This window comes from Streptomyces sp. NPDC054883, from assembly GCF_053610645.1.
Window position 1 is genome coordinate 23,347 of sequence record NZ_JBSGYT010000050.1, and the last position, 24,437, is coordinate 47,783.

The 24,437-nt window shown below is 74.1% G+C and carries 22 protein-coding genes and 3 pseudogenes; 15 read left to right on the plus strand and 10 right to left on the minus strand.

All coding sequences use genetic code 11. The features are described from left to right. The first annotated feature begins 102 nt into the window (after nucleotides 1-102). Nucleotides 103-633: a DUF6817 domain-containing protein gene (locus ACWGH1_RS28750; protein WP_453357315.1), complete on the plus strand. Its 531-nt coding sequence runs from the start codon at nucleotides 103-105 to the stop codon at nucleotides 631-633. On the opposite strand, the gene ACWGH1_RS28755 is transcribed toward ACWGH1_RS28750, so the two are convergent. Further along, a complete protein-coding gene (locus tag ACWGH1_RS28755) occupies nucleotides 593-1,084 on the minus strand; it encodes a flavin reductase family protein (protein WP_453357314.1) in 492 nt (163 codons plus the stop codon). The two genes, ACWGH1_RS28750 and ACWGH1_RS28755, sit on opposite strands and share 41 nt — an antisense overlap. Before the next feature lie 400 nt (nucleotides 1,085-1,484). Here ACWGH1_RS28755 and ACWGH1_RS28760 point away from each other — a divergent pair, with 400 nt between their 5' ends. Continuing rightward, nucleotides 1,485-1,691 (plus strand): hypothetical protein, encoded by a 207-nt coding sequence (locus ACWGH1_RS28760; protein ID WP_453357313.1) that lies wholly within the window; start codon nucleotides 1,485-1,487, stop codon nucleotides 1,689-1,691. Between the two features lie 76 nt (nucleotides 1,692-1,767). Here the strand turns inward: ACWGH1_RS28760 and ACWGH1_RS28765 are convergent, their stop codons facing one another. Both ACWGH1_RS28765 and ACWGH1_RS28770 read right to left on the minus strand, forming a co-directional pair. Further along, nucleotides 1,768-2,517 carry a ZIP family metal transporter gene (locus ACWGH1_RS28765; RefSeq protein ID WP_453409135.1) on the minus strand — a complete coding sequence of 250 codons (750 nt, stop codon included), beginning with the start codon at nucleotides 2,515-2,517 and terminating at the stop codon, nucleotides 1,768-1,770. A gap of 106 nt (nucleotides 2,518-2,623) precedes the next feature. After that, nucleotides 2,624-3,307: a DUF4230 domain-containing protein gene (locus ACWGH1_RS28770; protein WP_453357408.1), complete on the minus strand. Its 684-nt coding sequence runs from the start codon at nucleotides 3,305-3,307 to the stop codon at nucleotides 2,624-2,626. Nucleotides 3,308-3,475: 168 nt separating this feature from the next. Here ACWGH1_RS28770 and ACWGH1_RS28775 point away from each other — a divergent pair, with 168 nt between their 5' ends. Beyond that, a complete protein-coding gene (locus ACWGH1_RS28775; protein ID WP_453409136.1) occupies nucleotides 3,476-4,633 on the plus strand; it encodes an aromatic acid exporter family protein in 1,158 nt (385 codons plus the stop codon). 42 nt (nucleotides 4,634-4,675) lie between these two features. Here ACWGH1_RS28775 and ACWGH1_RS28780 read toward each other — a convergent pair whose 3' ends face one another. Together ACWGH1_RS28780 and ACWGH1_RS28785 are read right to left on the minus strand one after the other, a co-directional pair. Beyond that, on the minus strand, nucleotides 4,676-5,635 hold the full coding sequence (locus ACWGH1_RS28780) for an anti-sigma factor RsbA family regulatory protein (protein ID WP_453409137.1): 960 nt from the start codon (nucleotides 5,633-5,635) through the stop codon (nucleotides 4,676-4,678). Beyond that, nucleotides 5,632-6,438 carry an MEDS domain-containing protein gene (locus tag ACWGH1_RS28785; protein ID WP_453409138.1) on the minus strand — a complete coding sequence of 269 codons (807 nt, stop codon included), beginning with the start codon at nucleotides 6,436-6,438 and terminating at the stop codon, nucleotides 5,632-5,634. Before ACWGH1_RS28785 ends, ACWGH1_RS28780 begins: the two co-directional genes overlap by 4 nt. A gap of 231 nt (nucleotides 6,439-6,669) precedes the next feature. Between ACWGH1_RS28785 and ACWGH1_RS28790 the strand changes: the two genes are divergently transcribed. The 3 genes from ACWGH1_RS28790 to ACWGH1_RS28800 all read left to right on the plus strand — a co-directional run bounded on the left by ACWGH1_RS28790 (nucleotide 6,670) and on the right by ACWGH1_RS28800 (nucleotide 11,630). Then, nucleotides 6,670-7,878 (plus strand): MFS transporter, encoded by a 1,209-nt coding sequence (locus tag ACWGH1_RS28790; RefSeq protein ID WP_453409139.1) that lies wholly within the window; start codon nucleotides 6,670-6,672, stop codon nucleotides 7,876-7,878. 114 nt (nucleotides 7,879-7,992) lie between these two features. After that, on the plus strand, nucleotides 7,993-9,267 hold the full coding sequence (locus ACWGH1_RS28795; RefSeq protein ID WP_453409140.1) for a hypothetical protein: 1,275 nt from the start codon (nucleotides 7,993-7,995) through the stop codon (nucleotides 9,265-9,267). Between the two features lie 143 nt (nucleotides 9,268-9,410). Continuing rightward, entirely contained in the window at nucleotides 9,411-11,630 is a 2,220-nt protein-coding gene (locus ACWGH1_RS28800) for an FUSC family protein (protein WP_453354861.1), read from the plus strand. Here the strand turns inward: ACWGH1_RS28800 and ACWGH1_RS28805 are convergent. Further along, a complete protein-coding gene (locus ACWGH1_RS28805; RefSeq protein ID WP_453409141.1) occupies nucleotides 11,566-12,900 on the minus strand; it encodes an RNA polymerase sigma factor in 1,335 nt (444 codons plus the stop codon). The genes ACWGH1_RS28800 and ACWGH1_RS28805 overlap by 65 nt on opposite strands. After that, nucleotides 12,897-13,298: a YciI family protein gene (locus ACWGH1_RS28810; RefSeq protein ID WP_453354859.1), complete on the minus strand. Its 402-nt coding sequence runs from the start codon at nucleotides 13,296-13,298 to the stop codon at nucleotides 12,897-12,899. Before ACWGH1_RS28810 ends, ACWGH1_RS28805 begins: the two co-directional genes overlap by 4 nt. 258 nt (nucleotides 13,299-13,556) lie before the next feature. Here ACWGH1_RS28810 and ACWGH1_RS28815 point away from each other — a divergent pair, with 258 nt between their 5' ends. Continuing rightward, entirely contained in the window at nucleotides 13,557-15,164 is a 1,608-nt protein-coding gene (locus ACWGH1_RS28815) for an extracellular catalytic domain type 2 short-chain-length polyhydroxyalkanoate depolymerase (protein WP_453354858.1), read from the plus strand. Between the two features lie 79 nt (nucleotides 15,165-15,243). Then, on the plus strand, nucleotides 15,244-15,483 hold the full coding sequence (locus ACWGH1_RS28820; protein WP_453354857.1) for a hypothetical protein: 240 nt from the start codon (nucleotides 15,244-15,246) through the stop codon (nucleotides 15,481-15,483). 95 nt (nucleotides 15,484-15,578) lie between these two features. Here the strand turns inward: ACWGH1_RS28820 and ACWGH1_RS28825 are convergent, their stop codons facing one another. Beyond that, nucleotides 15,579-15,788 (minus strand): hypothetical protein, encoded by a 210-nt coding sequence (locus ACWGH1_RS28825; RefSeq protein ID WP_453354856.1) that lies wholly within the window; start codon nucleotides 15,786-15,788, stop codon nucleotides 15,579-15,581. A 474-nt stretch (nucleotides 15,789-16,262) separates the two neighbouring features. Between ACWGH1_RS28825 and ACWGH1_RS28830 the strand changes: the two are divergent. Continuing rightward, nucleotides 16,263-17,134 (plus strand): annotated as a pseudogene (locus ACWGH1_RS28830) (aldo/keto reductase); the annotation flags it as partial. A 40-nt stretch (nucleotides 17,135-17,174) separates the two neighbouring features. Here the strand turns inward: ACWGH1_RS28830 and ACWGH1_RS28835 are convergent. Further along, on the minus strand, nucleotides 17,175-18,158 hold the full coding sequence (locus ACWGH1_RS28835; protein WP_453357342.1) for an aldo/keto reductase: 984 nt from the start codon (nucleotides 18,156-18,158) through the stop codon (nucleotides 17,175-17,177). A 116-nt stretch (nucleotides 18,159-18,274) separates the two neighbouring features. On the opposite strand from ACWGH1_RS28835, the gene ACWGH1_RS28840 reads away from it, so the two are divergent. The 6 genes and pseudogenes from ACWGH1_RS28840 (at nucleotide 18,275) to ACWGH1_RS28865 (ending at nucleotide 24,065) form a co-directional block, all read left to right on the plus strand. Next, a complete protein-coding gene (locus ACWGH1_RS28840) occupies nucleotides 18,275-18,865 on the plus strand; it encodes a TetR family transcriptional regulator (protein WP_453409142.1) in 591 nt (196 codons plus the stop codon). A 20-nt stretch (nucleotides 18,866-18,885) separates the two neighbouring features. Then, on the plus strand, nucleotides 18,886-19,497 hold the full coding sequence (locus ACWGH1_RS28845) for a nucleoside/nucleotide kinase family protein (protein ID WP_453357486.1): 612 nt from the start codon (nucleotides 18,886-18,888) through the stop codon (nucleotides 19,495-19,497). A 277-nt stretch (nucleotides 19,498-19,774) separates the two neighbouring features. Beyond that, nucleotides 19,775-20,816 (plus strand): annotated as a pseudogene (locus ACWGH1_RS28850) (type III polyketide synthase); the annotation flags it as partial. Between the two features lie 830 nt (nucleotides 20,817-21,646). Then, nucleotides 21,647-22,174, plus strand: a pseudogene (locus ACWGH1_RS28855) (cytochrome P450); the annotation flags it as partial. Between the two features lie 35 nt (nucleotides 22,175-22,209). Next, a complete protein-coding gene (locus ACWGH1_RS28860; protein WP_453409143.1) occupies nucleotides 22,210-22,791 on the plus strand; it encodes a cupin domain-containing protein in 582 nt (193 codons plus the stop codon). After that, complete coding sequence (locus ACWGH1_RS28865) at nucleotides 22,788-24,065, plus strand: cytochrome P450 (RefSeq protein ID WP_453357037.1); 1,278 nt, start codon at nucleotides 22,788-22,790, stop codon at nucleotides 24,063-24,065. The genes ACWGH1_RS28860 and ACWGH1_RS28865 overlap by 4 nt, the downstream gene beginning before the upstream one ends. Before the next feature lie 36 nt (nucleotides 24,066-24,101). Here ACWGH1_RS28865 and ACWGH1_RS28870 read toward each other — a convergent pair whose 3' ends face one another. Then, nucleotides 24,102-24,437 carry an STAS domain-containing protein gene (locus tag ACWGH1_RS28870; RefSeq protein ID WP_453409144.1) on the minus strand — a complete coding sequence of 112 codons (336 nt, stop codon included), beginning with the start codon at nucleotides 24,435-24,437 and terminating at the stop codon, nucleotides 24,102-24,104.

Consider the following 24,437-nt stretch of genomic DNA (forward strand, 5'->3'; position numbering starts at 1 on the left):
TTCGTCGGCCGGTCCGACCTGATCCGATCCGAGAAGGCGTGATCCAGATGGCGCTCCCCGCCGACACCGTCTCCGCCGCCCTGCGCCTGCTGGACGAGCTCGGTGCCACGGCCACCGAGCATCCGGGGGGGCACTCTCGGCGCGCACCTGCAACGGGTCCGGCAGCAGCTCGAACGCTGGGCGGCCCGCCCCGCGCTGCAACTCGCGGGGCTGTGCCACGCGTTCTACGGCACGGACGGGTTCGCCACTGCTCCCCTGCCGCTCGCAGGGCGCCCCGGACTGGTGGCGGTGATCGGCGCCGAGGCCGAGTCGATCGTCTACCTCTACGCGAGCTGCGACCGCGCTGCCTCCTACCCCACGCTCGGCGACACCGACGCGCCGGTCCGCGACCGGTTCACCGGTCGCACCTTCCTCCCCACGCTCCGGCAGCGCCGGGACTTCGTCGAGCTCACCGCCGCCAACGAGCTGGACATCGCACGCGTCGACCCGGGCTTCCGCGCGGCCTCCGGAGCCGGCCTCCTGGCGCTGTTCACCCGGCTCCAGGCGTTGTTGAGCCCGCAGGCGTGGAGGGACTGCACCACCGTACTGGCGGTCAGGCCGGGTGGCCCGGCTGGAAGTCCTTCACGTCGCTGAACCTGAGCAGCGCGGGGCTCCCCGGGACCGGTGGGGACTGCTCGGTGGGCGTCAGGAGGAAGCCGACGTGGTCGCCGCCCGGGATGCGCTCCTCGATCCGACCGACGAACCAGACGCAGGCCTCCGACAGGACCGGGCTGCCGTCCGCGCTCCGGCGCCAGGCGACCCGCGCGAACTTGTCCACGCGATCCCCCGTCTCACTGCCGAACCACCTCGCCAGCTCGCGCTGCTCCCGCCGCAGCACGTGCACGGCGAGGTGGGTGGCCCGGCCGGCCACCGCGAAGGTGTGGTTGGCCTCGGACAGCCACACCATGTAGCGCGCCGGATGGATCGAGCACTGCGAGGCGAAGCCGACGAGGCACCCCGCCCGCTCGGCGCCCGCCGCCGCCGTGACCACGTACATCGGGCCGTCGAGCAGATCCGTGAACGGATCCAGGTCCAACTCCGCCATCACGGCTCCTCACCTCGTCCCGGCCCGGCAAGCGGCGGCTACCCAGCGCACGCGCGTCCAATCGCCCCCGTCAAGGCCGGTCCGTCCGGGTCGGCCGCAGCCCGGTCGGAGGCGCGCGCTCCCTCCAACAGGTGGCGCGCCCCTTCAGCAGGTGACATTGCTCCGAACGGCGGCAAGTCGCCTCCCCGCCGCCGCGTGACCGAGGTCTCGCGCACGCGCGGACGCCGACGGCCCGGGACTCCGGGGGCCGGTTCCGCCACGGGCCGTTCGTTCCCGCGCAACCGGATCACCGCCCGCCGCGGGCGCTCGCTCCTCCATCCGACACAGGCCGTGTTTCCGCGACGGCGGCAGAGGTGATTTCTGATGAGCACATCAACCCCTCTCCACTCAAGGAGCAGTCATGCGCATTCGTGCCGCAGTCACCACCCTCACCCTCGCCGCCACCATGGTCCTCGGCGGCGCCGCCACCGCGCTCGCCCACGGTGACGACGACGACCACAACAGCGGCTCGGCGCACTACGGCGCCTGCCGCCTGTCGGGCGGTGTCAACCACGGCAACCCGGGCTTCGACGGCGCTTGTGGCTTCGGGGCCATCGACTGGCGCTGAACGTCCGAACAGGTGCGCGGCCCGGAGTCCGCTCCGGGCCGCGCCCGTTCGTGAACGGGCGCGGCCGGGGGGCGCGTCAGGCGTGGGACACGACGAAGGCCACCAGGAACCCGAGCACCGTGGTGAGTCCGGTGAGGAGGTGCGCCTGCTCGAACGCCTCCGGGATCATGGTGTCCGCGATCATGGCGAGGATGGCCCCGGCGGCCACCGCCGTGATGGCCGCCAGGATGCTCGGGGAGGCACCGCCGAGGAGGGTGTACCCGGCCAGCGCCGCGAGGGCGGACACCACCGCGATGACCGCCCACAACGTGAAGACGTATGTACGGCTGCGGCCCGCCCGCTTCATTCCGGCAGCGCTCGCCATGCCTTCGGGGAGGTTGCTGATGAAGACGGCCACCACCGTGGCCACGCCCACGCTGCCCCCGCCGAGCAGGCTGGTTCCGATGACCACCGACTCGGGAATCCCGTCGAGCAGCGCGCCCAGCGCGATGGCGTTGCCCGAGCCGGGCTGTTCCCGCTCCGACGGCTGCGCCGGGCCCGACCGCTTGCGGTGGCGGGCTCCGTGCCGGGCCAGCAGTACGTTGGCCAGCGAGTAGGCGGCCGCCCCCGCCACGGCTCCGGCGGCGGTGGGCAGGAGGCCGCCCTCCTCGTACGCCTCGGCCATCAGGTCGAAGGACACGGCGGAGATCAGTACCCCGCTGCCGAAGGCCATGACCAGCGCGATCCACTGGGCGGGCACCCGGAACAGCGATCCCACCGCCGCTCCCACCAGCAGTGCGGCTCCGGCGAACAGACCCCATCCCCCGGCGACCAGCGCTCCCGCCATGACCCGTCCTTTCGCTCGTGTGCGTCACCGCCCCCCTGCCCCGGCGAGCCGCCGCTCACGCCGTCCGGTGCGGGCGGAAGGTCCGCCGTGAACGAGGTCCCGCGGCTCACGCGTAGCCGATGGTCACCTTGCGGAAGCCGAGCGAGCGCAGCAGTCCCCCGAGCATCGCCGTGGTGTTCTGCTCCGCGCGCGCGGCGAGGCCGCTGTCGCGGGCCGCTTCACCGATGTGCTGTACGGCCAGCCGCTGTACGGCCTGTTCACCGGCCGGATTGTCCGAGAAGAGGTCGCCGAGCCGGTCCAGCAGGCCGCGCTGTTTCGACACCGCGTAAGAGCGGTCCGGCTCCAGGGCGGCCGGACCGAGGGTCGCGTGCGGCAGCCGGATCGAGGCCTCGGTACGGTCCGCGTTCACGGTGACGCTCTGCTCGCCGAGGCCGCCCAGTTCGACGTACCCGCTGACCGCGCCCGCGCCGACGTACAGCGTGCGGGTTCCCCGGATCGCGTCGGGCAGGAAGGCCGCGTCCTTCTCCAGGTCCACCACCACCTGGAAGTTGCCGACGGCGCCCTCGTAGCGGTGCATGTCCTGGATCGACTTGAGCAGTGCAGGTCCGGAGCGGTCCCGGGTGTCCTCGCCGAACAGGCCGCCGAAGCCGGGGAACAGGCTGAAACGACCCGCGACGACGAACAGCACCACGATCAGGGCCAGTCCCCCGGCCAGCACTGTCCACCACTGCATCCCGCCCCGGCGCGGCGGGGTGACCGACTGCTCGGAAGAACGCGAAGAGGTCTCCATGGTTCCCGTCTACCCCGTGAGCCCGCCTCCACCTACGGGTCCGCTGACCCGGGACGGTTCAACTCCCTTGGCAGTCAGTGGGTTTGGGCACCGGGGGCATGGGACGGCGCGTTGCGGGCACAAGCGTCCGATCCGGTTTTCGAAGACGTGATGTGAGGTGATGCCCCCATGGCCGTGACCGATGGTCCGGCAGGACGGACGTATGCGGCGGCGCGCGAGGCGGCCGGGTACGTCCGCCGGAGTGTCAAGTCGCCGGGCACCGAGCGCGACGAGCTGCTCCGGCAGGCGAAGACGGTGGTGGCGGCGATGGCCGCCTGGGCCCTGGCGCACCGGCTGCTGCCGCCGACGGTGACGACGTTCGCGCCGTTCACGGCGATCGTCGCCCTCCAGGCCACGCTCTACCGCTCGGTGCGCGAATGCGTCCGGTACCTGGGAGCGATGGTGCTCGGCGCGGCCCTGGCCGCCGGACTCGCGGCGGCCCTGGGCATCCACGCCTGGTCCTTCGGGCTGCTCGCCCTCCTCGCGCTGGTGGTCGGCCGGGCGCGGCACCTGGGTTCCCAGGGGCTCCAGGTCGCGGTCGTCGGCTTCTTCGCCTTCACGGCGGGGCACGGCCGCATCGACTACATCGGCCACCTCGCCGGCTCGGTCTCCCTCGGCGCGCTCTGCGGTCTGTCGGCGCACCTGCTCCTCGCGCCGGCCCGCCACGTCCGGCACCGCCAGCAGGCGGTGGCCGAACTCCACGAAAGACTGCGGCAGGTCGTCACCGAGCTGGCGTCGGCGACCGAGGAGGGCGGTACGCCCACCCGGGAGCAGGTCGGGCGGTGGCGCCGCGACTGCGACCGGGTGGCGGCGGACGCGCCGCACGTCCAGGCGTCGGTCGACGCGGAAGCCGAGAACAGCCGTCTCAACCCGCGCCGCACCGACGGACGGGACCGGGACGTCCTGCCGCGCGCCCAGGAGGCCGGCCGGGCGGCCGGCCGGAGCGCCGCGCACCTCCGCTCCGTGCTCCGCAGCCTGTCCCACTGCCTCGACAGCGGTCATGACGCCCACCTGCCGCGCCGGTTCCTGACCGGGTACGGCGCCGTCCTGGACACGGTGGCCGCGGCCATGGCCCTGGTCGGCCGGCCCGGCAGGACCGACGGGCGGGAGCTCGACGCCCTGGTCCGGCACGGGCTGGCCCTCCACGAGGACCTGGAGTACGCCGTCCAGCGGGACGCCGGGGTACCGGCCCCGGTACGGACCCTGTGCGGCACGCTCCTCACCGACGCCGAACGCCTGCTCCACGAGCTCCGCGCGGCGCTCCCCGAACCCGCCCCCGCAGCCTGAGGCCGCTGCCCCGCCCGCGCGGGGGCGCGCGGCCGGCGGGTCCTAGCGCGGTACGTCCATGTGGAGGCGGACGGTGGTGCCCTGCTCGGCCGTGGAGCGGATCTCGACCAGGTCGCACAGCTGGTGGGCGAGCCAGAGGCCGCGGCCGCCGATCTGGTCGGGGGCCGGCCTGCGCCGTCCGGCCAGGACGTCGGTGATGTGGCCGGTGTCGCGGAATTCGCAGAGGAACGTCGCGTCCTGCGCCCAGGTGCGCAGGGTGCCGCCGCCCCCGCCGTGGCGGATGCTGTTCGTCGCGATCTCGGTGACGGCCACCGCGAGCTTCGGCAGCCGCTCCGCGGGCACTCCGGCGTCGGCCGCGCACTGGGAGGCCTTGGCCCGGATCGCGGCCAGGTCCCCGTGCGTGTAGCTCATCTCCTGGTACGGGTCGCAGGGACCGGCGAGGGCGTCGAAGGGGTACTCCGCGCCGGCGAGGTAGCCCTCGTTGCGCACGTACTGCCCGTCCTGGCTGATCAGGGGGTGGCAGCGGGACAAGGACCGCAGGGCGGCCTGGTCCCCGTCAGCGGTGTCGTAAGGGCACAGCATCGACCACGCCGGGCTCTGCGCGAAGGCCCGGTTCATGAGCCACTCGTGATAGCGCAGCTCGGAGAGTTGCGCGGCGCTGCGCGCCGTGTGCCAGGCGGTTTCGCCGATGCCCCGGACCGGCCTGCCGCCCTCGCCGCGCTCCCTCATCCAGGCGTCCCAGACGGCGACGAGCCGGCCCGGGTTCGGTCCGATGGCCGAGGTGTCCACGAAGGTGACGTCGGGTTCGTCGGCGAGTTCGCCGCGCAGCAGGGACGTCTTGTCCGAGGGGACGGCGACCACCACGGCCTCGCCGCCGTCCAGGGCCTCGTGGATGAAGCCCAGGGTGCCGGACAGGAACTGCGCGTCCCCGTCGTAGGGGTAGAGCTGGTGGCGGAACGGGATCCGGTCCTGCCCCGACGGCTGCGGCGCGGTCGCGGTCATGCGGCCATCACCACCGGCACGCCGGGAGCCGCGTAGCCCGCGAGCTCCCAGCACAGGCGCACGGTGTCGTTGGCGCCTTCGACGATCACCCTGCGGTCCGGCAGGTGCCGGGCCGCGTCGACGAGCGCGTGCATTCCCGCGGCGTCGATCATCTCCAAGGTGTCGAACCGCAGCCTCACCCTGGGCGTCCGCCGTATCGCCGCCCGTACCGCGGCGTTGAACGCCGCCGCACACTCCGAGTCGATCACTCCGTCCACGCTCCACCTGTCGGCGCCGGTGCTGAACATCCGGAAGGCCGGACGCTCCGCGCGGGTGCCCGTCTCATGCGGATGCACACATGCCACCCGCTCCAGAGTAGGCGCGTCCCACAGCGACGGGCGGAAGGCGCAGACCACGATGGCACCGCTCTCCGAGGCGAACTCGTCGAGCTTGAGCTCCTGGGCGAGCAGTTCCTCGGCGCCGTCGGCCGCCGTCGCCGGCATCCGCTCGGCGAGTACCCGCACGGAGCGGAACCCCTCGCGGGCGGCGGTACGGGCCTCACGGCGCACCGCGGCCAGCACGGAATCGGGGTCTGCGGGCCCGGGGAAGTCCAGGATCACGGAGGCGGCGGACCCGGCGTCACGCGGGACGCGGGAGGCGCCGCCGGTGCGTCCGACGACCACGATCTTGTCCCCGTAGAGGGCCCCGTCGGCCACGTAGGCGCGCGCGTCGCCGGGGAACACGGCAGCGGGGTCCATGCGCCAGCAGACGTGGTCCCCGAGCTCGACCTCGTCCAACGTCGCCAGTGCCCGCGCCGCTCTCACTCGTCCCCTTCCGGCGTCGTGACCCCCCGTCCGGCCCACCCGGATACGCCAGCCTACTGGGCGCCGACGGGCGGCCAAAGGCCTGCCCGGCAAACCGCCGGGTGCGGGGCGGTCCACGGCCTGCCACTGCCCGCTCCGGGCGGTCCCAACCACCGGCGGGCCGGCCGGCTCCCGGACCCGGCCGGCCCGCCACAGGAGGCGGCCCGCCCGCGCGTGCTTAGGGTGTTGCCCATGACACGGACCAGCGCCCCCTCCCGTACCCGCCGCCCGCGCCGGTTCGGTTACATGGGCGCCGGGGCGGTGTTCGCCATCGGCATGGCGGGTACGACGCTGCCCACCCCGCTGTACGGCCTGTACCGGCAGGAGCTGGGCTTTTCGGAACTGATGGTGACCCTGGTCTTCGCCGCCTACGCGGTCGGTGTGATCTTCACGCTCCTGGTGGCAGGCGGGTACTCCGACGACGCGGGACGCCGTCCGGTCCTGTTCTACGCGCTGGGGCTGGGGGCCCTGAGCGCGGTCTGCTTCCTGCTGGAGGGCGGGCTTCCGCTGCTGTTCGCGGGCCGGGTGCTGTCGGGGTTCTCGGCGGGGCTGCTCAGCGGGGTGGGTACGGTGGCGGTGCTGGAGCTGGCCCTGCCGGAGCAGAAGGCGCGCGCCGCCCTCGTCGCGACCGCGGCCAACATGGGCGGGCTGGGGTGTGGCCCGCTGCTCTCCGGGGTGCTGGCCGAGTACGCCCCCGCCCCGCTCGTGCTGCCCTTCGTCGTCCATCTGGCCCTGCTGGCGGTGGCGGGCTCCGTGGTACTGGCACTGCCCGAGACGGTGCACGATGCCGATCGGCGGGCGCCGCTGAAGCCTCAGGGCCTGGCCGTCCCGGCTTCCGTGCGCGGCGTGTTCGTCCCCTGCGCGCTGGCGGCCTTCGCCGGATTCGCGCTGCTCGGGCTGTTCACCTCGCTGGCGCCGAGCTTCCTGGCCGAGACCTTGGGCGTGCACAACCTCGCGGTGGTGGGGCTGGTGATCTTCTCGGTGTTCCTGGCTTCGACGGTGGGCCAGTGGCTGGTTGGCCACATGCCGGTGGCGCGGGCGCTGCCGCTGGGCTGCCTGATCCTGGTGGCCGGGCTGCTGCTGGTCGCCGCCTCCCTGTGGGCCGAGTCGCTGGCGCTGCTGGTGGCCGGAGCCGTGTGCGGCGGACTGGGGCAGGGCGTGGCCTTCCGGGCGGGTCTGAGCGCGGTGGGCGACGCGGCGCCGGCCGCGCACCGGGGCGCCACGATCTCCTCGTTCTTCGTGGTGGCCTACACGGGCATCTCGCTGCCCGTGGTGGGCGTCGGCGCGCTGACCCTGTGGCTGGGGCTGGTCGGCGCCGGTCTGACCTTCAGCGCGTGCGCGATCGTGGTCACCTCCGCCACCGGCCTGTACCTGCTGCGGCACGGACCCTCCGCTTCCTGAGGCGCGCTGCCGCACTGCGGCGAAAGTGCGCTCCCACCGCACGCCGTTGACGCACCGCGGGGGCGGCCGGAGAATGTGCCGCGTTTCAACGTGCTGTGCCACGGGGGGAGTTCCATGACGACACCGCGAGCGGCCGAAGAGGACAACGGCAAGGCCCTGCCTCCCGGAACCGCCCGGACGGTGCCGGACAAGGGCAAGTGGGCCGTCGTCCCGCTGAACTCGGGGAAGCAGGCGTACACCCTGCCCGCCGAGTGGAAGGCCGGGGCCCTGCACCACAAGATCGCCAAGGAGAAGCTCAGCTGGATCGCGGAACAGCTGGTCCCCGCGTTCAACGCACAGGACAAGCGCCTGCGCGAGGCGGCGCAGGCGTTCTGGTCGGTGTGCTGGAAGGCGGCCGGCAAACCGGTCACCGACGCCGTCGCCCAGGCCGGTTCCGGCAGTGCTCCCAACCCGCACAGGCTGCTCTGGAACATCCCGCTCATGGTGTCGATCGGCCCGCCCAGTCCCGCCACCGATCCGGGGATGAACTTCGACCCCGACACCGAGCCGGTGCCCGGGGGCCGGGGTGCGCGCCGGACGGATGCCGTCAGCAGCGCGCTCAAGGAGCTGGAGGACGCCTGGTTCAGGGCCTCCGAGGCCCAGAACGGCGCGGGCGCGTACGACGCGGCGCTGTGGCAGGAGCTGGCGCGCCATCTGGAAACCGCCCACCAGGCGTCCCGGGCGACGGACCGCGACGGCCGCGTGCTGTTCCCGCCGCTGTACGAGCAATGGGTGTTCGACTCGAAGACCTCCCAGAACCTGCGCAAGGGGCTGACCTCCTTCCCGACGCCGGACGAGGGCACCAAGATGTTCCGGGACGCCCGTTCCGGGGCACCGGACATCTCCGCGTACGCGGCGAGCGCCGCGCCGGCCGCCACCGCGGCGGCGGCCAGGTCTGTCGACGGCCGACAGGTGGCCCTGACGCTCACGATGGCGGAGAAGGCCGTGCACCACGTGTGCGAGCGGCACACGCCGGCGTTCTTCGCGTTCCGGGGCGTGCAGCGCCCCGTGAACACCTTCTGGCCGGACGTACGGACCTTCGCCGATGCCCGGGACATCGCCGTGCGGATGCTCCCCGCGATCGCCGCCGGCTGCCTGCGCGAGCTGGACCGCGAGGCGGGCAACGACGAACCGACGACATGGGACGGCATGGTCTTCGAGATCGCCAACGAGCGGGTCGGCGAGGAGCTGATCTACTTCAAGGCCAAGATCACCGAGGTGAACGGCACGGACCGGGCCCCCGTCCTGACCGGTACCGTCCAGACCGTCGCCCCGAACGGCGACAACGGCCCCGGCTTCACCCGGGCCGACCTCGACACGATCGGCAAGGTGCTCGGGATGATCGTCTGACAGCCGTCTTCGCCGCCCGCCGGCATCCGCGCCCGGGGAGGGGACGATCCGCTCGCCCGGTGTCCGCCGGGGCTGGTCCGCTGGCATCCGCGCCCGGGGATGGGACCCTGAGACTGGGACCGCGAACGGCGGGCGGAGACCACATGGGCATCCGAACGGATCCGGGCACCGGAACGGGTACGGGCACGGGAGACGGCGGTGCGGAGGGCCGGGCCTCCCGGGCGCTGGTGCAGTTGCGGACCGGGACCGGTGCCGCGGCGGGCGCGGCCCGCCGGTCCGTTCGCGTCACCCTCGCCGCGTGCATCGGCTTCTACACCTTTCTGTACGGGCTGGACCGTCCGGTCCCGGCCACGTACGCGCTGTTCGCCGCCATCTCGCTGGCCGTACTGTCCAGGATCCCGGGCACGGGCCGGCAGCGGGCGGGGCAGCTCGTCCGGGTGCTGCCGGTGGCCTGTGTGCTGGTCACCCTGGGCACCTTGCTCGCCGTGCGGACCTGGGCCGCCGCGGCCGGCATGCTCGTCATCGGCTTCTGCCTGGCCTTCGCGTCGGCCGCGGGACCGCGCCAGGCCGGAGCCGCGCCCGGGCTCCAGTTGCTCCTCATCCTGCCCTGCTTCCCCCCGTACGCCCCCGGCGACCTCGGCGAGCGCCTCGTCGGCGCCGTCGTCGGGATCCTGCTGCTCACCATCGCCGAGGCCTGGGTGCTGCCCGACCCGCCCGTGCCCTCGTACCGCGACCGGGCGGCCGAGGCGGCCGAGGTGGCGGCCCGGTGCGCCGCCACGCTCGCGGCGCCGCCCTACGCGCTGTCCCGGGCGGCCGCGGAAGGCGCCGTGGCCGTCGGCGGGGCGCTGCGGCCCTCGCGGTGCCCGGAGGCGGAGCGGCCCGCCGGTCCGGGGCTGCACGAGCGGGCGCTCGCCCACACCGGCCTCACCGCGCGCACCCTCCTGGCGCGGCTGCACACCCTGCCCGTCCCGCCGGCGGGCGTCACGCCGCTGCCGGAGAACCTCCGCCTGCTCCGGGCGGTGGAAGCGGCGGCGCGGGAGAGCTCCGTACTCCTCGCGGCCCCGTCCGCCGGCCCCGACCGCCCCCGCCAGGCCGACGGGAAGGCCGCGCGGGCCCTGCGCCGGGCGCGCGCCGAGGTTGCGGCCGCCCTGCCCCCGGTACCGGCCGACCGGCTCCGGCAGGCGAGCGTGCTGGAGGTCGCCGACGCCGCGCTGGTGCTGGGCGAGGCGGCGGACATCGCCGTCCGGGGCCGGCGCGCCGCCACCGAGGAGCGGGACCCGGGGCGTTTCTGGTATGCCCGGCACCGTGCGCCCCGGCTGTGGTGGCACCGGATGGCCGCGCACGCGGGGCCGAGGTCCGTGTACTTCCAGAACGCCGTACGGATCGCCCTGGCGCTCGCGGTCGCCCGGCTGATCGCCGGGCTGGACACGCTGCCCCACGGCTTCTGGGCCATGCTGGCGGTGCTGAGCCTGACCCGCACCACGGCCGTCCAGACCCGCCACACCGTACGCAGTGCCCTGACCGGCACGTGCGTCGGCGCCCTGGTGGCGGGCGGCATCCTGACGCTGGCGGGTACGGCGGGCACCGCGTACGCGTTCATCCTGCCGCCCCTGATGCTCTTCGCCTTCGCCACCGGGCCGCTGCACGGCGTCGGATGGGGTCAGGCGACGTTCACGAACGTGGTGGCCATGGCCTTCGCCCAGCTGTCGCCGTCCACCTGGCGACTGGCCGAGTACCGGTTCCTGGACGTGCTCATCGGGAGCGTCATCGGTCTGGCCGTCGGGCTGCTGGCGTGGCCGCGCGGTGCCCACGACGAGCTGGGCAGGGCCGTGGCGCGGTTGTTGCGGGCCGCCGCGGCCGAGGTGGCGGCCACCACCCGGGACACCGGGCCCGGCGTGGCCGGGGCTCCGGACGGACGCGAGAACGCCGAGGTGCGGCGCTCGCTGACGCTCGCCGAGTCCGCGTACGCGCAGTATCAGGGCGAGGCGCAACGGCCGGCCGGGCCGGGCCCCGACTGGCAGAGCGCCCTGATGTCGGGGCACCACGTCCTGTGGGGCGCCCGGCGGGTGCGGGCGGCGGCGGGCGGCGAGCCCGCCGCGCCGGTCGCGGAACGGCGGGTGCGGGACTACGGCGCGTGGGTGGCCGAGGGGTTCCGGACCGCCTCCGAGCGCTACGACGTACCCGGCAGCGGGGCCGGGCCCCCGGGGCGGTCCCCCGCGGGCGCCGGACGCCGGGACTCGGACCCCTCCATCGATGCCGCGCCGCGCTACTACACGGCGCTGGCCTGGCTCGACTCCCTCACCGCGGACCTGGTCCGGATGGCGGCCTCGCATCCGGCCCAGCGCGGTCCGGTGCCCCCGTGAGCCCGCCGGCCGGCGGCGCGGGGCGGTCGGGGGCGGTGGCGAGGCGGGCGGCCCGCAGGGTGAGGTAGTCCCGTTCCGGGATGCTCGCCGTCCGCCGGGCGGCGGCGCGGTAGTCGGCCACGGCGCCCTCGCGGTCGCCGGCCAGCTCGTGGAGGTGGCCGCGTACCGCGTACAGGCGGTGGTGGTCGCGTAGCGCCGGGGCGGCGGCCAGCAGGGCCAGGCCCGCTCGCGGGCCGTCGACCATCGCCGTGGCGACGGCGCGGTTCAAGATGATCAGCGGATTGTCGGACATCCGCTCCAGGACCCCGTACAGGGCGAGGATCTGCGGCCAGTCGGTCTCCCCGGCGGTCGGGGCCTCGTCGTGTACGGCCGCGACGGCCGCCTGGACCTGGTAGGGGCCGACCGGGCCGCGCGGCAGCGCAGCGGTGATCAGCGCGACGCCCTCGGCGATCGCGGCGGCGTCCCAGCGGGTGCGGTCCTGCTCGGCGAGCGGGACGAGTTCACCACCGGGCCCGGTGCGGGCCGCACCCCGGGCGTCGGTGAGGAGCATCAGCGCGAGCAGCCCGGTGACCTCGGAGTCGTCGGGGAGCAGCGTGTGGACGGCCCGGGCCAGGCGGATGGCCTCCCGGGCGAGTTCGACGCGTTGCAGGTCGGGACCGGCGCTGCTGGTGTACCCCTCGTTGAAGATCAGGTACAGCACGTGCAGCACCGCGTCCAGCCGGGCCGGCCACTCGTCCGCACCGGGCATCGCGAACGGCACCCCGGAGGCCTTGATGCGCTGCTTGGCCCGGCTGATCCGCTGGCCCATGGTCGCCTCCGGCACCATGAAGGCGCGGGCGATCTCGCCCGTCGTCAGGCCCCCCACCGAGCGGAGGGTGAGCGCGATCGCCGAGGCGGGCGTGAGCGCCGGGTGGCAGCAGAGGAACAGCAGGGTGAGGGTGTCGTCATGGGCGGCGGCGTCCTCGGCGTCGGCGGCCGGGGCGGCCTGCCGGTCGGCCGGGATCCGGGCGGCCACCAGGTCCTCGCGGCGGCGGCGCGCCTGCTCGCTGCGCACCTGCTCGGTCATGCGGCGGACGGCGACCTGGATCAGCCAGCCGCGGGGGTTGAACGGGAGCCCCTCCTCGGGCCACTGGCGGGCGGCGTCCAGCAGGGCCTCCTGCACGGCGTCCTCGGCGGTGGCGAAGTCACCGTAGCGGCGGGTGAGCACGCCGACGACCTGCGGCGCAAGTTCGCGCAGCAGGTCCTCGACGGTACGGTCGCCCGAGGTCACAGCTCGGCCGGCGGCGCCGACATCACCTGGCGCACCTCGATCGGCATGTTGAGCGGCCGCCCGCCGGGGCCCGGTGCGGCCGAGACGGTCGCGGCGATCTCGACGGCCCGCTCGTCGCCGTCGCAGTCCACGATCCACCAGCCGGCCAGGAACTCCTTGGTCTCGGGGAACGGTCCCTCGGTGATCACCGGCGGGCCGCCGGCGTGCGAGCGGACGATCCGCGCGGTCTCGGGCATCGCCAGGCCCTGGGCGTCGACCAGCTCGCCGGCCTCGGCCAGCCTCTTGTTGGTGTCCTTCATGAAGCGGATGTGGTCCTGCAACTCCTCGGGCTTCCACTCGTCGATCCCGGGGAAGTCGACGCTCTTCTCGCTGAACTGCATGAGCAGCATGTACTTCATGGTCGGTGCCTCTTCTCGTCAGGTGTACCGGCCCCCGCTCCGTCGGAGGGCCGCTCTCACGGGGAGGTAGGAGCAGGATCCGGGATTTCGACATCCCCGACGGACGATCGCGGAAAAAGTCGGGACCGAAGTCATCGGGGGGGGACGGGCCGCCCCCATCTTCGCCCCGCCGTTTGTGGCTGCCGCGCACATGTCCGGGGCTCCGGCGCGCCCCTACCCTCCGGGAAGACCAAGCGGTCGAGCCGCCCTGGAGGGTCCATGCGTCTTTCGCTCAACGCCCGGTTGCGCAAGGCAGCGGCCGTGCTGCTGCTCGTCTGCGGTGCGCAGGTGCCGGCTCTCGGAGCCCCCGCTCAGGCGGCGCCCCCGGTGCCGGCGGCCGGCGGGCTGTCCCGGTACGACGTCGAAGCCGTGTACAGCGCGGGAGTCTCTTCGGGCGGCTACCTGGCCACCCAGCTGCACGTCGCCTACTCCGGTACGTTCAGCGGCTCGGCGGTGTTCGCCGCCGGGCCCTACGGCTGCGCCCAGAACGATCTGGGCAGGGCGCTGGGCGCCTGCATGGACACCGCACAGGACCTCGAGCTGACGAAGCTGGAGGAGACCACCCGTGACTGGTCCGCCCGGGGCCTGATAGATCCGGTGTCCCAGCTGTCGGACGACCCCGTCTACGTGTTCAGCGGCTCCGCCGACACGACGGTCAAACGGCCGGTGGCGGACGCCCTGGCCGGCTTCTACGGCCGCTTCGGCGCCCGGGTCCGCTACGACCGGAGCACGGCGGCCGGTCACGCGTGGATCAGCCCGCTCGGCCCGAACCCGTGCACCGTCACGCAGAGCCCCTGGGTCAACGACTGCGGTTTCGACGCCGAGCACGACCTGCTGGGCCACCTGCTGGGTTCCGTCGCCGCGCCGGGCGGCGCACCGCGCGGCTCGATGGTCCGGTTCGACCAGAACCCGTACGTCCCGGGCGGGTCGGCCCGGCGGGTCTCGATGGACGAGACGGGCTTCCTGTACGTGCCGGCGAGCTGCGCGGGCGGGGCGAAGTGCCGGCTGGTGGTGGCGCTGCACGGCTGCAAGCAGGGCTACTCCTACCAGGGCTTCGGGAGCCGGTTCATGGACACGGCCCATCTGGACGAGTACGCGGACACCAACAACCTCCTGGTGCTGTACCCGCAGGCCGTTCCCACCACGACCCTCGACAATCCCAACGGCTGCTGGAACTGGTGGGGTTACCTGGGCGATGCGGCGTACGCCCGGCACGGGGGCGGCCAGATCGAGACGGTCATGGCGATGGTCCGGGCGCTCGGCGGCGGCGCGCCGGGCACCCCGCCGGGGACGGTCAGCGTGACGCTCCCCAGCACCGACTCCCAGGACGGGTACGTCAAGGCCGCCGCCGATGGTTCGGGAGCGGCGGTCGGCACCCTGGAGAGCTCCTACGGGCTGGCGGTGGGGCGGGGCGCCGACGGCATGCTCAACCGCGCCCTGCTGTCGTTCGACACCTCGCGGATCCCGGCCGGGAAGGAGATCGTCCGCGCCCACCTGACGGTGGCGCGCACCGGCGGCTCCGGCGACCCGTGGTCCGCTCCGCCGGGCAACGCGATCGCCGTGGACGTGCGGCGGGGCTGCTTCGGCGGCTGTCCGGTGGAGGCCTCGGACTGGGCGGCCGCCCCGACGGCGGCGGACGCGGCCGCGATCGGCGCCCTCGCCCAGGGCAGCGGGACGTCCTCGGACCTGTCGGCGGCCGGGCTGTCGGCGCTCGACCGGGCGGGGACGACGCAGGTCCGGCTCCGGTTCCGGCAGGGGCAGCCGTCGACCGCGTACGTCTTCCTCGGCCCGGCCGCCCGGGCCACCCTCACCGTCGAGTACCGCTGAGCGCCAGATGTGGCACCGGCGGCCCCTTGGGTGACGATGGAGCGAGCTGAGCACTGCGCTGACAGCGAGGAGGCTGACGATGACCGAATCCGCGGCCGGCGGGTCCTATTCGAACGTGGTCGTGTCACCCGTCATGGCGGGAAGCCCGCCGTTCCGGATCGTGCAGGTCTGCGGGGAGGTGGCGGGCCGGGCGCACGACGTGGTCGACGTGATCCATCTGCTCCGGGCCGTCGGCATCCCGCACGCCGACCTCGACGACCCCTCGGTGGTCCGCTGGGAAGGCGGGGACAAGTTCACCTGGGGTCTGCGGCACAAGTGACGACGGCCCTACCGGGCGGCGGTGAGCAGATTTCGGCGGCGGCCGTGCGGGCGTGGCCCGGTGGGCGCTGACCCGGCCCGCGTCGCGCAGCGCGGTCAGGTTCCGGGACACCCCGGCCGGGGAGAGGCCCGTACGGCGGGCCAGTCGGTGGTGGACGCCGGGCTGTCCGGTTCCGTCAGCAGCAGCGTCCGCGAGCGGCCCGGTACGGCGGCGAGCGCGGCGGTCCCGGTGGCGGCCCGGGTCTGCCGGAGCGAGCCGGCACCGCGGGCCGGGTCGGCGAGCTGCGGCGGATTCGGCAGGCTCACGCGGGTGCGCAGGCCCGGGCCGCCGAAAGCGGAAGGGATCGGCAGCAGGCCCTACCGGGCGCTCTCTCGGGACAGGCCCTGCTTGCGGCGGGCCGGCCGCCGTGCGTCGTCGTCCCGGACCACCGAGGTGCGCAGCTCGCCGAAGAGGTGGGCCGCGCCGTGCTCGGCGACCTGCCGGGCCGGTGGAAACGTCCGTGTCGAGCCGGCCCTGATGGCGGGCCAGGCGGGTCGAGTTCGGGGCGTACGCGTAGGGCGGGGGTGGCCAGGAGGGCGGCCACCCCCTGCGCCGCGGTGGGGGCGGGTCCGGCCGGCGCGGGATCGAGGAATCGGGCACGTACCCCCCGGGCCGGGTCAGCTCCGCGAGCCAGCCGCGGTGGAGTCCGGCGGCGGCCGGGCGCGGCCTCACCTGGTCGGCCCACCGGTGGTGCACGGGGTGCGCGGCCGCCGACTCCACCGCCCGCCGATCATCCCGGCATGACCTCACAGACGGTCGACGCGGCGGCATCCGGCACCCGGACCCTCGGGGAGCGCACGGTCCACCCGATCGGGCTCGGTGAGGTGCGCCTGACCCGGCGGGGCGAGGCGTTCGCGGCGGGCGCCGCCGCGAGCGACCGCGGCCGGGCGCCGGCCGTGCTGCGCCGCGCGGTGGAGCCCGGTGTGAAGCACATCGGCACGGCCGCCTTCTAGTTCTCGCCGCTGTGCTCCGCGGACGAGCTGGTCAACCGGGCCCTGGCCGCGTACCCCGACGACCTCGTGATCGCCACCACGGTGGGACCGGGCGGCGGTCCCTCCGGCGATTGGCTGCCGCACGCCACTCCCGGGCAGGTGCGCGGCCGGACCGAGGCAAACCTGCACCGGCTCGGCCGCGACCACCTCGACGTGGTCGACCTGCGCATCCCCGGCCCGGACCCGGTCGCGGAACGCTTCGGTGCACCGGCCGAGCGGCGCGACGCCGGTCTCATTCGTCACCTGGGGCTCTCCAACCTCACGCCCCCCAGCTGGCCGAGGCCCGGGCCATCGCCACCGTGGTCTGCGTCCAGAACCTCTACGGGATCGGCGAGGGACCCGGGCGGGCGGCCCTGGTGGGCACCTGCGGCGAGCTGGCATCGCCTTCGTGCCGTTCCGCTCGATCGCCGGCGCCGGACGTACCGCCGGTGCGGGCGGTACGGAGCCCGCGGAGGTGCCATCCGTCGCCCGCGCCCACGGGGTGAGCGCGGCGCAGCTGCGGCCGGCGTGGACGCTGCACCGGGGGCCGCGCGTGCCGGCCGTTCCCGGCACCGGCGATCCGGACCCTGACCGCGAACGTGGCGGCGGGCGCGCTCCGCCTCGGTGCGCAGGAGCCGGCCGCCCCGGAGTGCGTCGGCGGCGGGGCCCGACCCGCTGCGGTCAGCCGTTCAGCGCCGCCATCAGCTCCGGGGCGTAGCGGTCTCCCGAGACCGCGCCGTGCGGGGCGACGGCGTCGAGCGCGGCCAGGTCGGCGTCGGTGAGCGTCACGGCGGTGGCGGCGACGTTCTCCTCCAGGTAGCGGCGCCGCTTGGTGCCGGGGATGGGCACCGCGCCCTGGCGCAGTGTCCAGGCCAGCGCGAGCTGCGAGGGGGTGACGCCCTTCTTGGCCGCCAGCCGGCGCACCTGGGCGACGACGGCCATGTTGCGGTCGAAGTTCTCGCCCTGGAAGCGGGGGTCGGTACGGCGGAAGTCGTCCGCCGCGAAGTCGTCCGGGCCGGTGATGGCGCCGGAGAGGAAGCCGCGGCCCAGCGGCGAGTAGGCGACGAGGCCGATGCCGAGCTCGTGCAGGGTCTCCAGCACGCCGTCGTGCTCGATGCCGCGCTCGAAGAGGCTGTACTCGGTCTGCACGGCGGCCAGCGGGTGGACGGCGTGGGCACGGGCGATGGTGGCGGGCGCGACCTCGCAGAGGCCGATGTGGCGCACCTTGCCCGCGCTCACCAGCTCGGCCATGGCGCCGACGCTCTCCTCGACGGGCACGGCCGGGTCGACGCGGTGCAGGTAGTACAGGTCGATGTGGTCGGTCCCCAGGTGGCTCAGGGAGCGGTCGGCGGCGCGGCGGATGTATTCGGGCGTGCCGTTGTGGCCGCGGAACTCGCCCCGGTCGGTGAATTCGACGCCGGTTTTGGTGGCGACCACGGCCGCGTCCCGGCGGCCCGTGAGCGCCTTTCCGAGGAGCTGTTCGTTGATGAAGGGGCCGTAGCCCTCCGCGGTGTCCAGCAGGGTGACGCCCAGCTCCAGCGCGCGGTCGATGGTGGCCAGGGATTCGGTGTCGTCGGTGGCTCCGTAGTGGGCGCTCATGCCCATGAGGCCGAGGCCCTCGGCTCCGACGGCGAGGTCCTGGCTGCCCAGTGTGCGCGTCTCCATGGTGTTCCTCCTGCTCCCGCCGCTTCCGACAAGTAAGTAACTAACTGGATAGTTCGATGATGCGGCACCCTTTCCGTCATGTCAATAACTGGATAGTTACTTGCTAGGCTGACGCCATGGCACGGGACTCCAGCGCAACCAGGGCACGACTGCTCGACGCGGCCTTCGCCGAGTTCGCGGCGTACGGCATCGCCGGCGCGCGCGTGGACCGCATCGCGGAGGCGGCGCAGGCGAACAAGCGGCTCATCTACGTCTACTTCGGCAACAAGGAAGAGCTCTTCGACGCCGTCCTGCGGCGGGCCCTGGAGACCGGTTCCGAGACGGTGCCGTTCGACGCCGAGGACCTGCCCGGGTACGCGGGCGCCGTCTTCGACCACCTCGTGGAGCGGCCCGCCCTGATGCGGCTCGTGGCCTGGAAGCAGCTGGAGCGCCCCGGGGTCAGCGAGGCCGAGTCCGAGTCCTACCGGGACAAGATCGCCGGCGTGGAGCAGGCGCAGCGGGCCGGGCGGATCGATCCCGCACTGGATCCCGCCGATCTGCTGACCCTGGTGATGGGGCTGTCGCAGTCGTGGTTCGGGGCGGTGGGCGGCCCGGCCGCGGGCGAGTCGGGGACCGGGTGGCCGGCGGAGCAGCTGGCCCGGCACCGCGCGGCCGTCGTGGAATCCGTACGCCGCGTCACGGCCCCGGCGCCCGCGCCGGCCGCCTGAGGCCGGCGGGGGCGGACAGCATGGACACGGCAGAGCTGGAGGCACGGGCCCGCTCCCTCGCGGCGGCGGGCGGCCGGCGGATCCTGGGCATCGCGGGGGCGCCGGGCGCGGGGAAGTCCACGCTCGCGGAGCGGCTGGCCGGGGCACTGGGGCCGGCGCTTGCGGTGGTGGTGCCGATGGACGGCTTCCACCTGGCCCAGGCCGAGTTGGAGCGGCTGGGCCGGGCCGGCCGCAAGGGCGCGCCCGACACCTTCGACGCGGCGGGCTACGTCGCCCTGCTGGGCCGGCTGCGCGAGCGGGCGGCCGAGGCCGTCTACGCTCCGGCCTTCGACCGCGCCCTGGAGGAGCCGGTCGCCGGGAGCATCCGGGTGGAGCCCGGCGTACCGCTGGTCATCACCGAAGGCAATTACCTGCTGCACGGGACGGGCGTGTGGGCCGGGGTCAGGCCGCTGCTCGACGAGGCCTGGTTCCTGGCCCCCGATGACGCGGCCCGGGTGCGGCGGCTGGTCGACCGGCACGTGCGGCACGGCAAGGAGGAGGCGGACGCCCGGCGTTGGGTGGCCCGTTCGGACGAGGTGAACGCCCGCCTGATCGCGCCGGGGCGCGGCCGGGCGGACCTCGTCGTCGAGTGAGCATCCGGGGGGAGAACGGTGAGCGCGCCGGGCGGTCGGCGCGCTGCGCGGGTCTCACCTACCAGCTCCGGTCCGTCCGGTCCGGGCACGATCGGACGGATGTTTGGGAACACCGTCGTTCCCCGGATGACACTTTTGTGTACTGCTGAACGCTCAGGGACCGGTTCGCGTTCACGGCCTGCAAGGATTTGCGAAGGCTGTCCAGCCGCCCGCCCGTCCGGACCGCGTCGCAGCGCTGCCGGGGCGTCACCCGACCACCCCCCTGGGATGCTTGTCCATGGCTGTCCTGTGCCGTCCCGCCGTCGCCGTGCCCGAGTACGTGATCACCGCCGGGCAGACGCTCGACCTGGTGCGCACCGTGCACCACGGCCATCCCCAACTGGGCCTCGCCCTGCGTCTGATCGAGAACACGGGGGTCGGCAAACGCCATCTCGTGCAGCCGCTCGAAGAGACCCTGCGCCATCCGGGGTTCGAGGCCCGCAACAAGCTGTACGAGGCGGAGGCCAAGGCCCGGGTCCCCGGCGTGGTGCGACAGGCCCTGGGATCCGCCGGGTTGTCGGCGCGCGACATCGATCTGATCGTCTACGTGTCGTGTACCGGGTTCATGATGCCGTCCCTCACGGCGTGGCTGATCAACACCATGGGGTTCCGGCCGGACACCCGGCAGGTACCGATCGCGCAGCTCGGCTGCGCGGCCGGAGGCGCCGCCGTCAACCGCGCGCACGATTTCTGCACGGCCTACCCGGATGCCAACGTACTGATCGTGGCGTGCGAGTTCTGTTCGCTGAGCTACCAGCCGACCGACCTGGGCGTCGGCACGCTGCTGTCCAACGGCCTCTTCGGCGACGCCGTCGCCGCGGCCGTGGTCCGGGGCGAGGGCGGCACGGGGATCCGGCTGGAGCGCAACGGCTCGTACCTGGTGCCGGGAACGGAGGACTGGATCGCGTACGCGGTGCGCGAGACCGGATTCCACTTCCTGCTGGACAAGCGCGTTCCCGGAACGATGGAGGCGCTGGCGCCGGTCCTGACCGACCTGGCGGGACGGCACGGCTGGGACTCGTCCCGGCTCGGCTTCTACATCGTGCACGCGGGCGGCCCCCGGATCCTCGACGACCTCTCCAAGTTCCTGAACGTCGCCCCGGAGGCGTTCCGCTTCAGCCGGGCCACGCTCACCGAGTACGGGAACGTCGCCAGCGTCGTCGTCCTGGACGCGCTGGCCCGCCTGTTCGACGAAGGCGGTGTGGAGGAGGGGGCCCAGGGCCTGATCGCGGGCTTCGGGCCGGGAATCACCGCCGAGATGGCGCTCGGCCACTGGACTTCGGCGAAGGAGCCGGCGCTGGTCGGGGCAGCCGTCGGCGGCTCCCGGGCCGCGGAGGGGCGGGCCGTTCCCGCCGTACCACGGGCCCGGCCGGGCGGGGGCGCGCCACCCCGGCCGGCCGCCGCCACGGCAACGGCGCCCGCTGCGGCGCCCGCGCGGGCGGACGGGGAGCCGAGCGTGCACTTCTGGGCTCCGCCGGACCTGCCCGGGCTCACCTTCGACCCGCTGCTCGCCCGCCTGCTGCACGAGGAGCCGGTATCCCGGGTGCGGCTGCCGCACGGCCAGGGACACGCCTGGCTGGTGACCCGGTACGAGGACGTACGGTTCGTCTCCATCGACCCCCGGTTCAGCCGCCGGGCCGTCCTGGGCCACGATGTCACGCGCCTGGCACCGCACTTCGTCCCGACGGCCGGTGCGGTCGGGGTCTGCGATCCGCCGGACCACACGCGGATGCGGCGCGTGGTCGCCCACGCCTTCACCTCCCGTTCGCTGGGGCGGCTGCGCGAGCACGCCCAGCGGGTGGTGGACGGGCTGCTGGACCGCATGGAGGAGCGCGGCGGACCGCTCGATCTCGTGGCGCACCTCAACCGGCCCTTCCCACTGGCCATGGTGGGAGCGCTGATGGGGGTGCCGGAGGAGGAGCAGCCCCAGATGGCGCGGTGGACGGACACGATCCTGTCTGCCGCCCGGGGCCGGGAGGCGAGCGAGGCGGCGAAGGCGGAGATGGCCGGCTACTTCCGCCGGCTGCTGGAGCGCCGTACGACCGGGCCGCAGGAGGACCTCGCGGGCGCGCTGGCCGGTGCCGTCGGCGCGGCGGTGCTGACCGCGGACGAGGCGGTCGGGCTGGCCGTACTGGTCCAGATCGGCGGCACGCACGCCGTCCGAAACAACAGCGCCAACATGGTGTACGCACTGCTCACGCACCCCGCCCACCTGGCCCGGCTGCGCGCCGAACCGGAGCTCGTCCCCCAGGCCGTGGAGGAGCTGCTGCGCTACATCCCGCACCGCAACGCGGTGGGTCTGGCCCGCATCGCCCTGGAGGACGTGGAGGTGGGCGGGGTGCTGATCCCCGCGGGCGAGCCGGTGTACGTCTCGTACCTCACCGCCAACCGCGACCCGGACGTCTTCGCCGATCCCGACCGGCTGGACTTCGACCGGGTCCACAACCCGCACGTCTCCTTCGGCTACGGCCCCCACTTCTGCCCTGCCTCCGCGCTGGCGCGGATGGAGTCCGAGATCCTCCTCCGCTCGCTGTGGGACCGCTTCCCCGGCCTGCGGCTCGCCGTACCGGAGGCGGAACTGTCCTGGGAGCGCGGCGCGCTGATCCGCGGCCCCGAGAAGCTGCCGGTGACGTGGTGACCCCCCGACCGGACCGATGCCCGCAGGAGACAGCCGTGTACGAGCCCCGCACCGACCACGCCGACGGCCTGATCGTGCCGCCCGGCGGCGGCCGCACCATCAGGACGGCGGCGCAGGAGGTGACGTTCAAGGTGACGGGCGCGCACTCGTCCGTCGCCTCCACCTTCGAGGTGGTGGTGCCGCCCGGTTTCGACGTCGGCGCCCATGCCCACAGCCGCAGCGAGGAGCTGTTCTACCTCATCGAGGGCGAACTCGACGTGATGGCCTTCGAGCCCAGGGTACGGACCCGCGCGGACTGGCGGGAATGGGAGTCCCGCTCCGGCAGGCGTCACGTACGGGCGACGGCCGGCACCATGATCCTGGTACCGCCCGGGTGCCCGCACGCCTTCGCCAACCCCACCGGCAGCCCGGCCAGGATGCTCCTGCAGGCGTCTCCCCCGCCGGACCACGAGCGCTACTTCGAGGAGCTGCTCGACCTGCTGAACAGCGGCGGCGAGGTCGACCAGGCGGCCGTCGAAGCGCTCCGCGTCCGTTACGACATCGAACAGCTCACCCCCTTGCGGCACGTCCCGCCGGCCGTCCCGGCACCGGCCGGGCCGCGGGAGGCCGCGCGGTGACGGCAGCCGTACGCCCCACCGGCACCGCGGCGGCCGGGCCGCTGGCGGACCCGAGGGCGGGCGGGCGCCCCTGCCCCGCCGGGCCGGCCACCGTGCACTACTGGCCGGTGGAGCACCTCGACGCCCTCGACTTCGATCCGCTGCTGCACCGGCTGGTGCGGGAAGAACCGGTGGCACTGGTCAGGATGCGGTTCGGTGAAGGCCACGCCTGGCTGGTGACGCGCTACGAGCACGTCAAGGAGGTGACCTCCGACCCGCGGTTCAGCCGGGCGCTCACCGTCGACCGGCCGGTGACCGGGATGACACCGCACAACGTCGCCCCCGCGGGGGGCATCGGCCGCACCGACGCCCCGGACCACACCCGGTTGCGCCGCCTCGTCGCCCAGGCCTTCAACCGCAAGCGCGCGGCCGCGCTGCGGACGGAGACCGAGGCGCTCGCCGAGCGCCTCGTCGACGCCATGACGGGCCGTCCGGCCCCGGCGGACCTCGCCGAGCACGTGACCGGGCCGCTGCCCGAACGGGTCATCGGCAAGCTGCTCGGCGTCCCGCGGGCGGATCTCGGCCGGCTCCAGGAGTGGCGGGCCGTCATCCTGTCCACGGACTCCTCCCCGGAGCGGACCGGCGCGGTCAAGGCCGCCATCGCCGAGTACTTCCGGCGGTTGGCCGACCACCGCCTGCGGCAACCGGGTGACGACCTGTTCAGTGAGCTCGTAGCCGCCCGGGCCGGCGGTGCGCTGAGCCGGCCCGAGCTGGTCTCCCTCTCGGTGATGATCGTTCTCAACGCGCTCGACCAGGTGCGCAACCAGTGCACGAGCATGGTCTACGCCCTCCTCACCCACCCGGAGCAGCTGGCGGCGCTGCGCGCGGACCCCGGGCTGCTGCCCTCGGCGGTGGAGGAGCTGCTGCGTTTCGTTCCGCAGCGCAACGGCGTCGGCATGCCCAGGATCGCCACCGAGGACGTCACGGTCGGCGGTGTGACCATCCCGGCCGGCGACGCCGTGTACGTGTCCTACCTGGCCGCCGACCGTGACCCGGAGGTCTTCACGCTGCCCGACCGGCTCGACCTGGCCCGTGACGGGGCACCCACCCTCGCCTTCGGGCACGGTCCGCACTACTGCCTCGGCGCCGCGCTCACCAGGATGCAGTGCCACGCGGTGCTGTCGGCGCTGCTGCGCGAAACACCGGAGCTGCGGCTCGCGGTCCCGCCCGAGCAGGTCCGCTGGCGCCGGGGCACGGTCAACCGCGGCCCGCAGACGCTTCCCGTCGCCTGGTGAGCGGGGACCCGGCCGCGGCGGCCGGGTCCCCGCACGTCAACCGTCGCCCGGCGGGCCCGGTTCGTGGCGGGCGAAGACCTGATCGAGTCCGACGATGCCGAGCACCCGGGTGATGTTGTCGGGTACGGCGGCGAGCGCCATGGCCGCCTGCGCGGCCGCCGCCCGGTTGTGGGCGGTGATCAGGGCGCTGATCCCGCTGGAATCGCAGAATTCCAAACCCCCCAGGTCCAGGACCAGCAGTTCGCCCGGGGCAAGGTGCAGCTCGTCCACGGCCTGGCGCAGGCGTGGCGCGGTGTCGAAGTCGAGGTCACCGGTGACTCGCAGAACGGGACCGGTGTCGGCGTCTCGGACGGTGATCGTCAACGGGCTCAT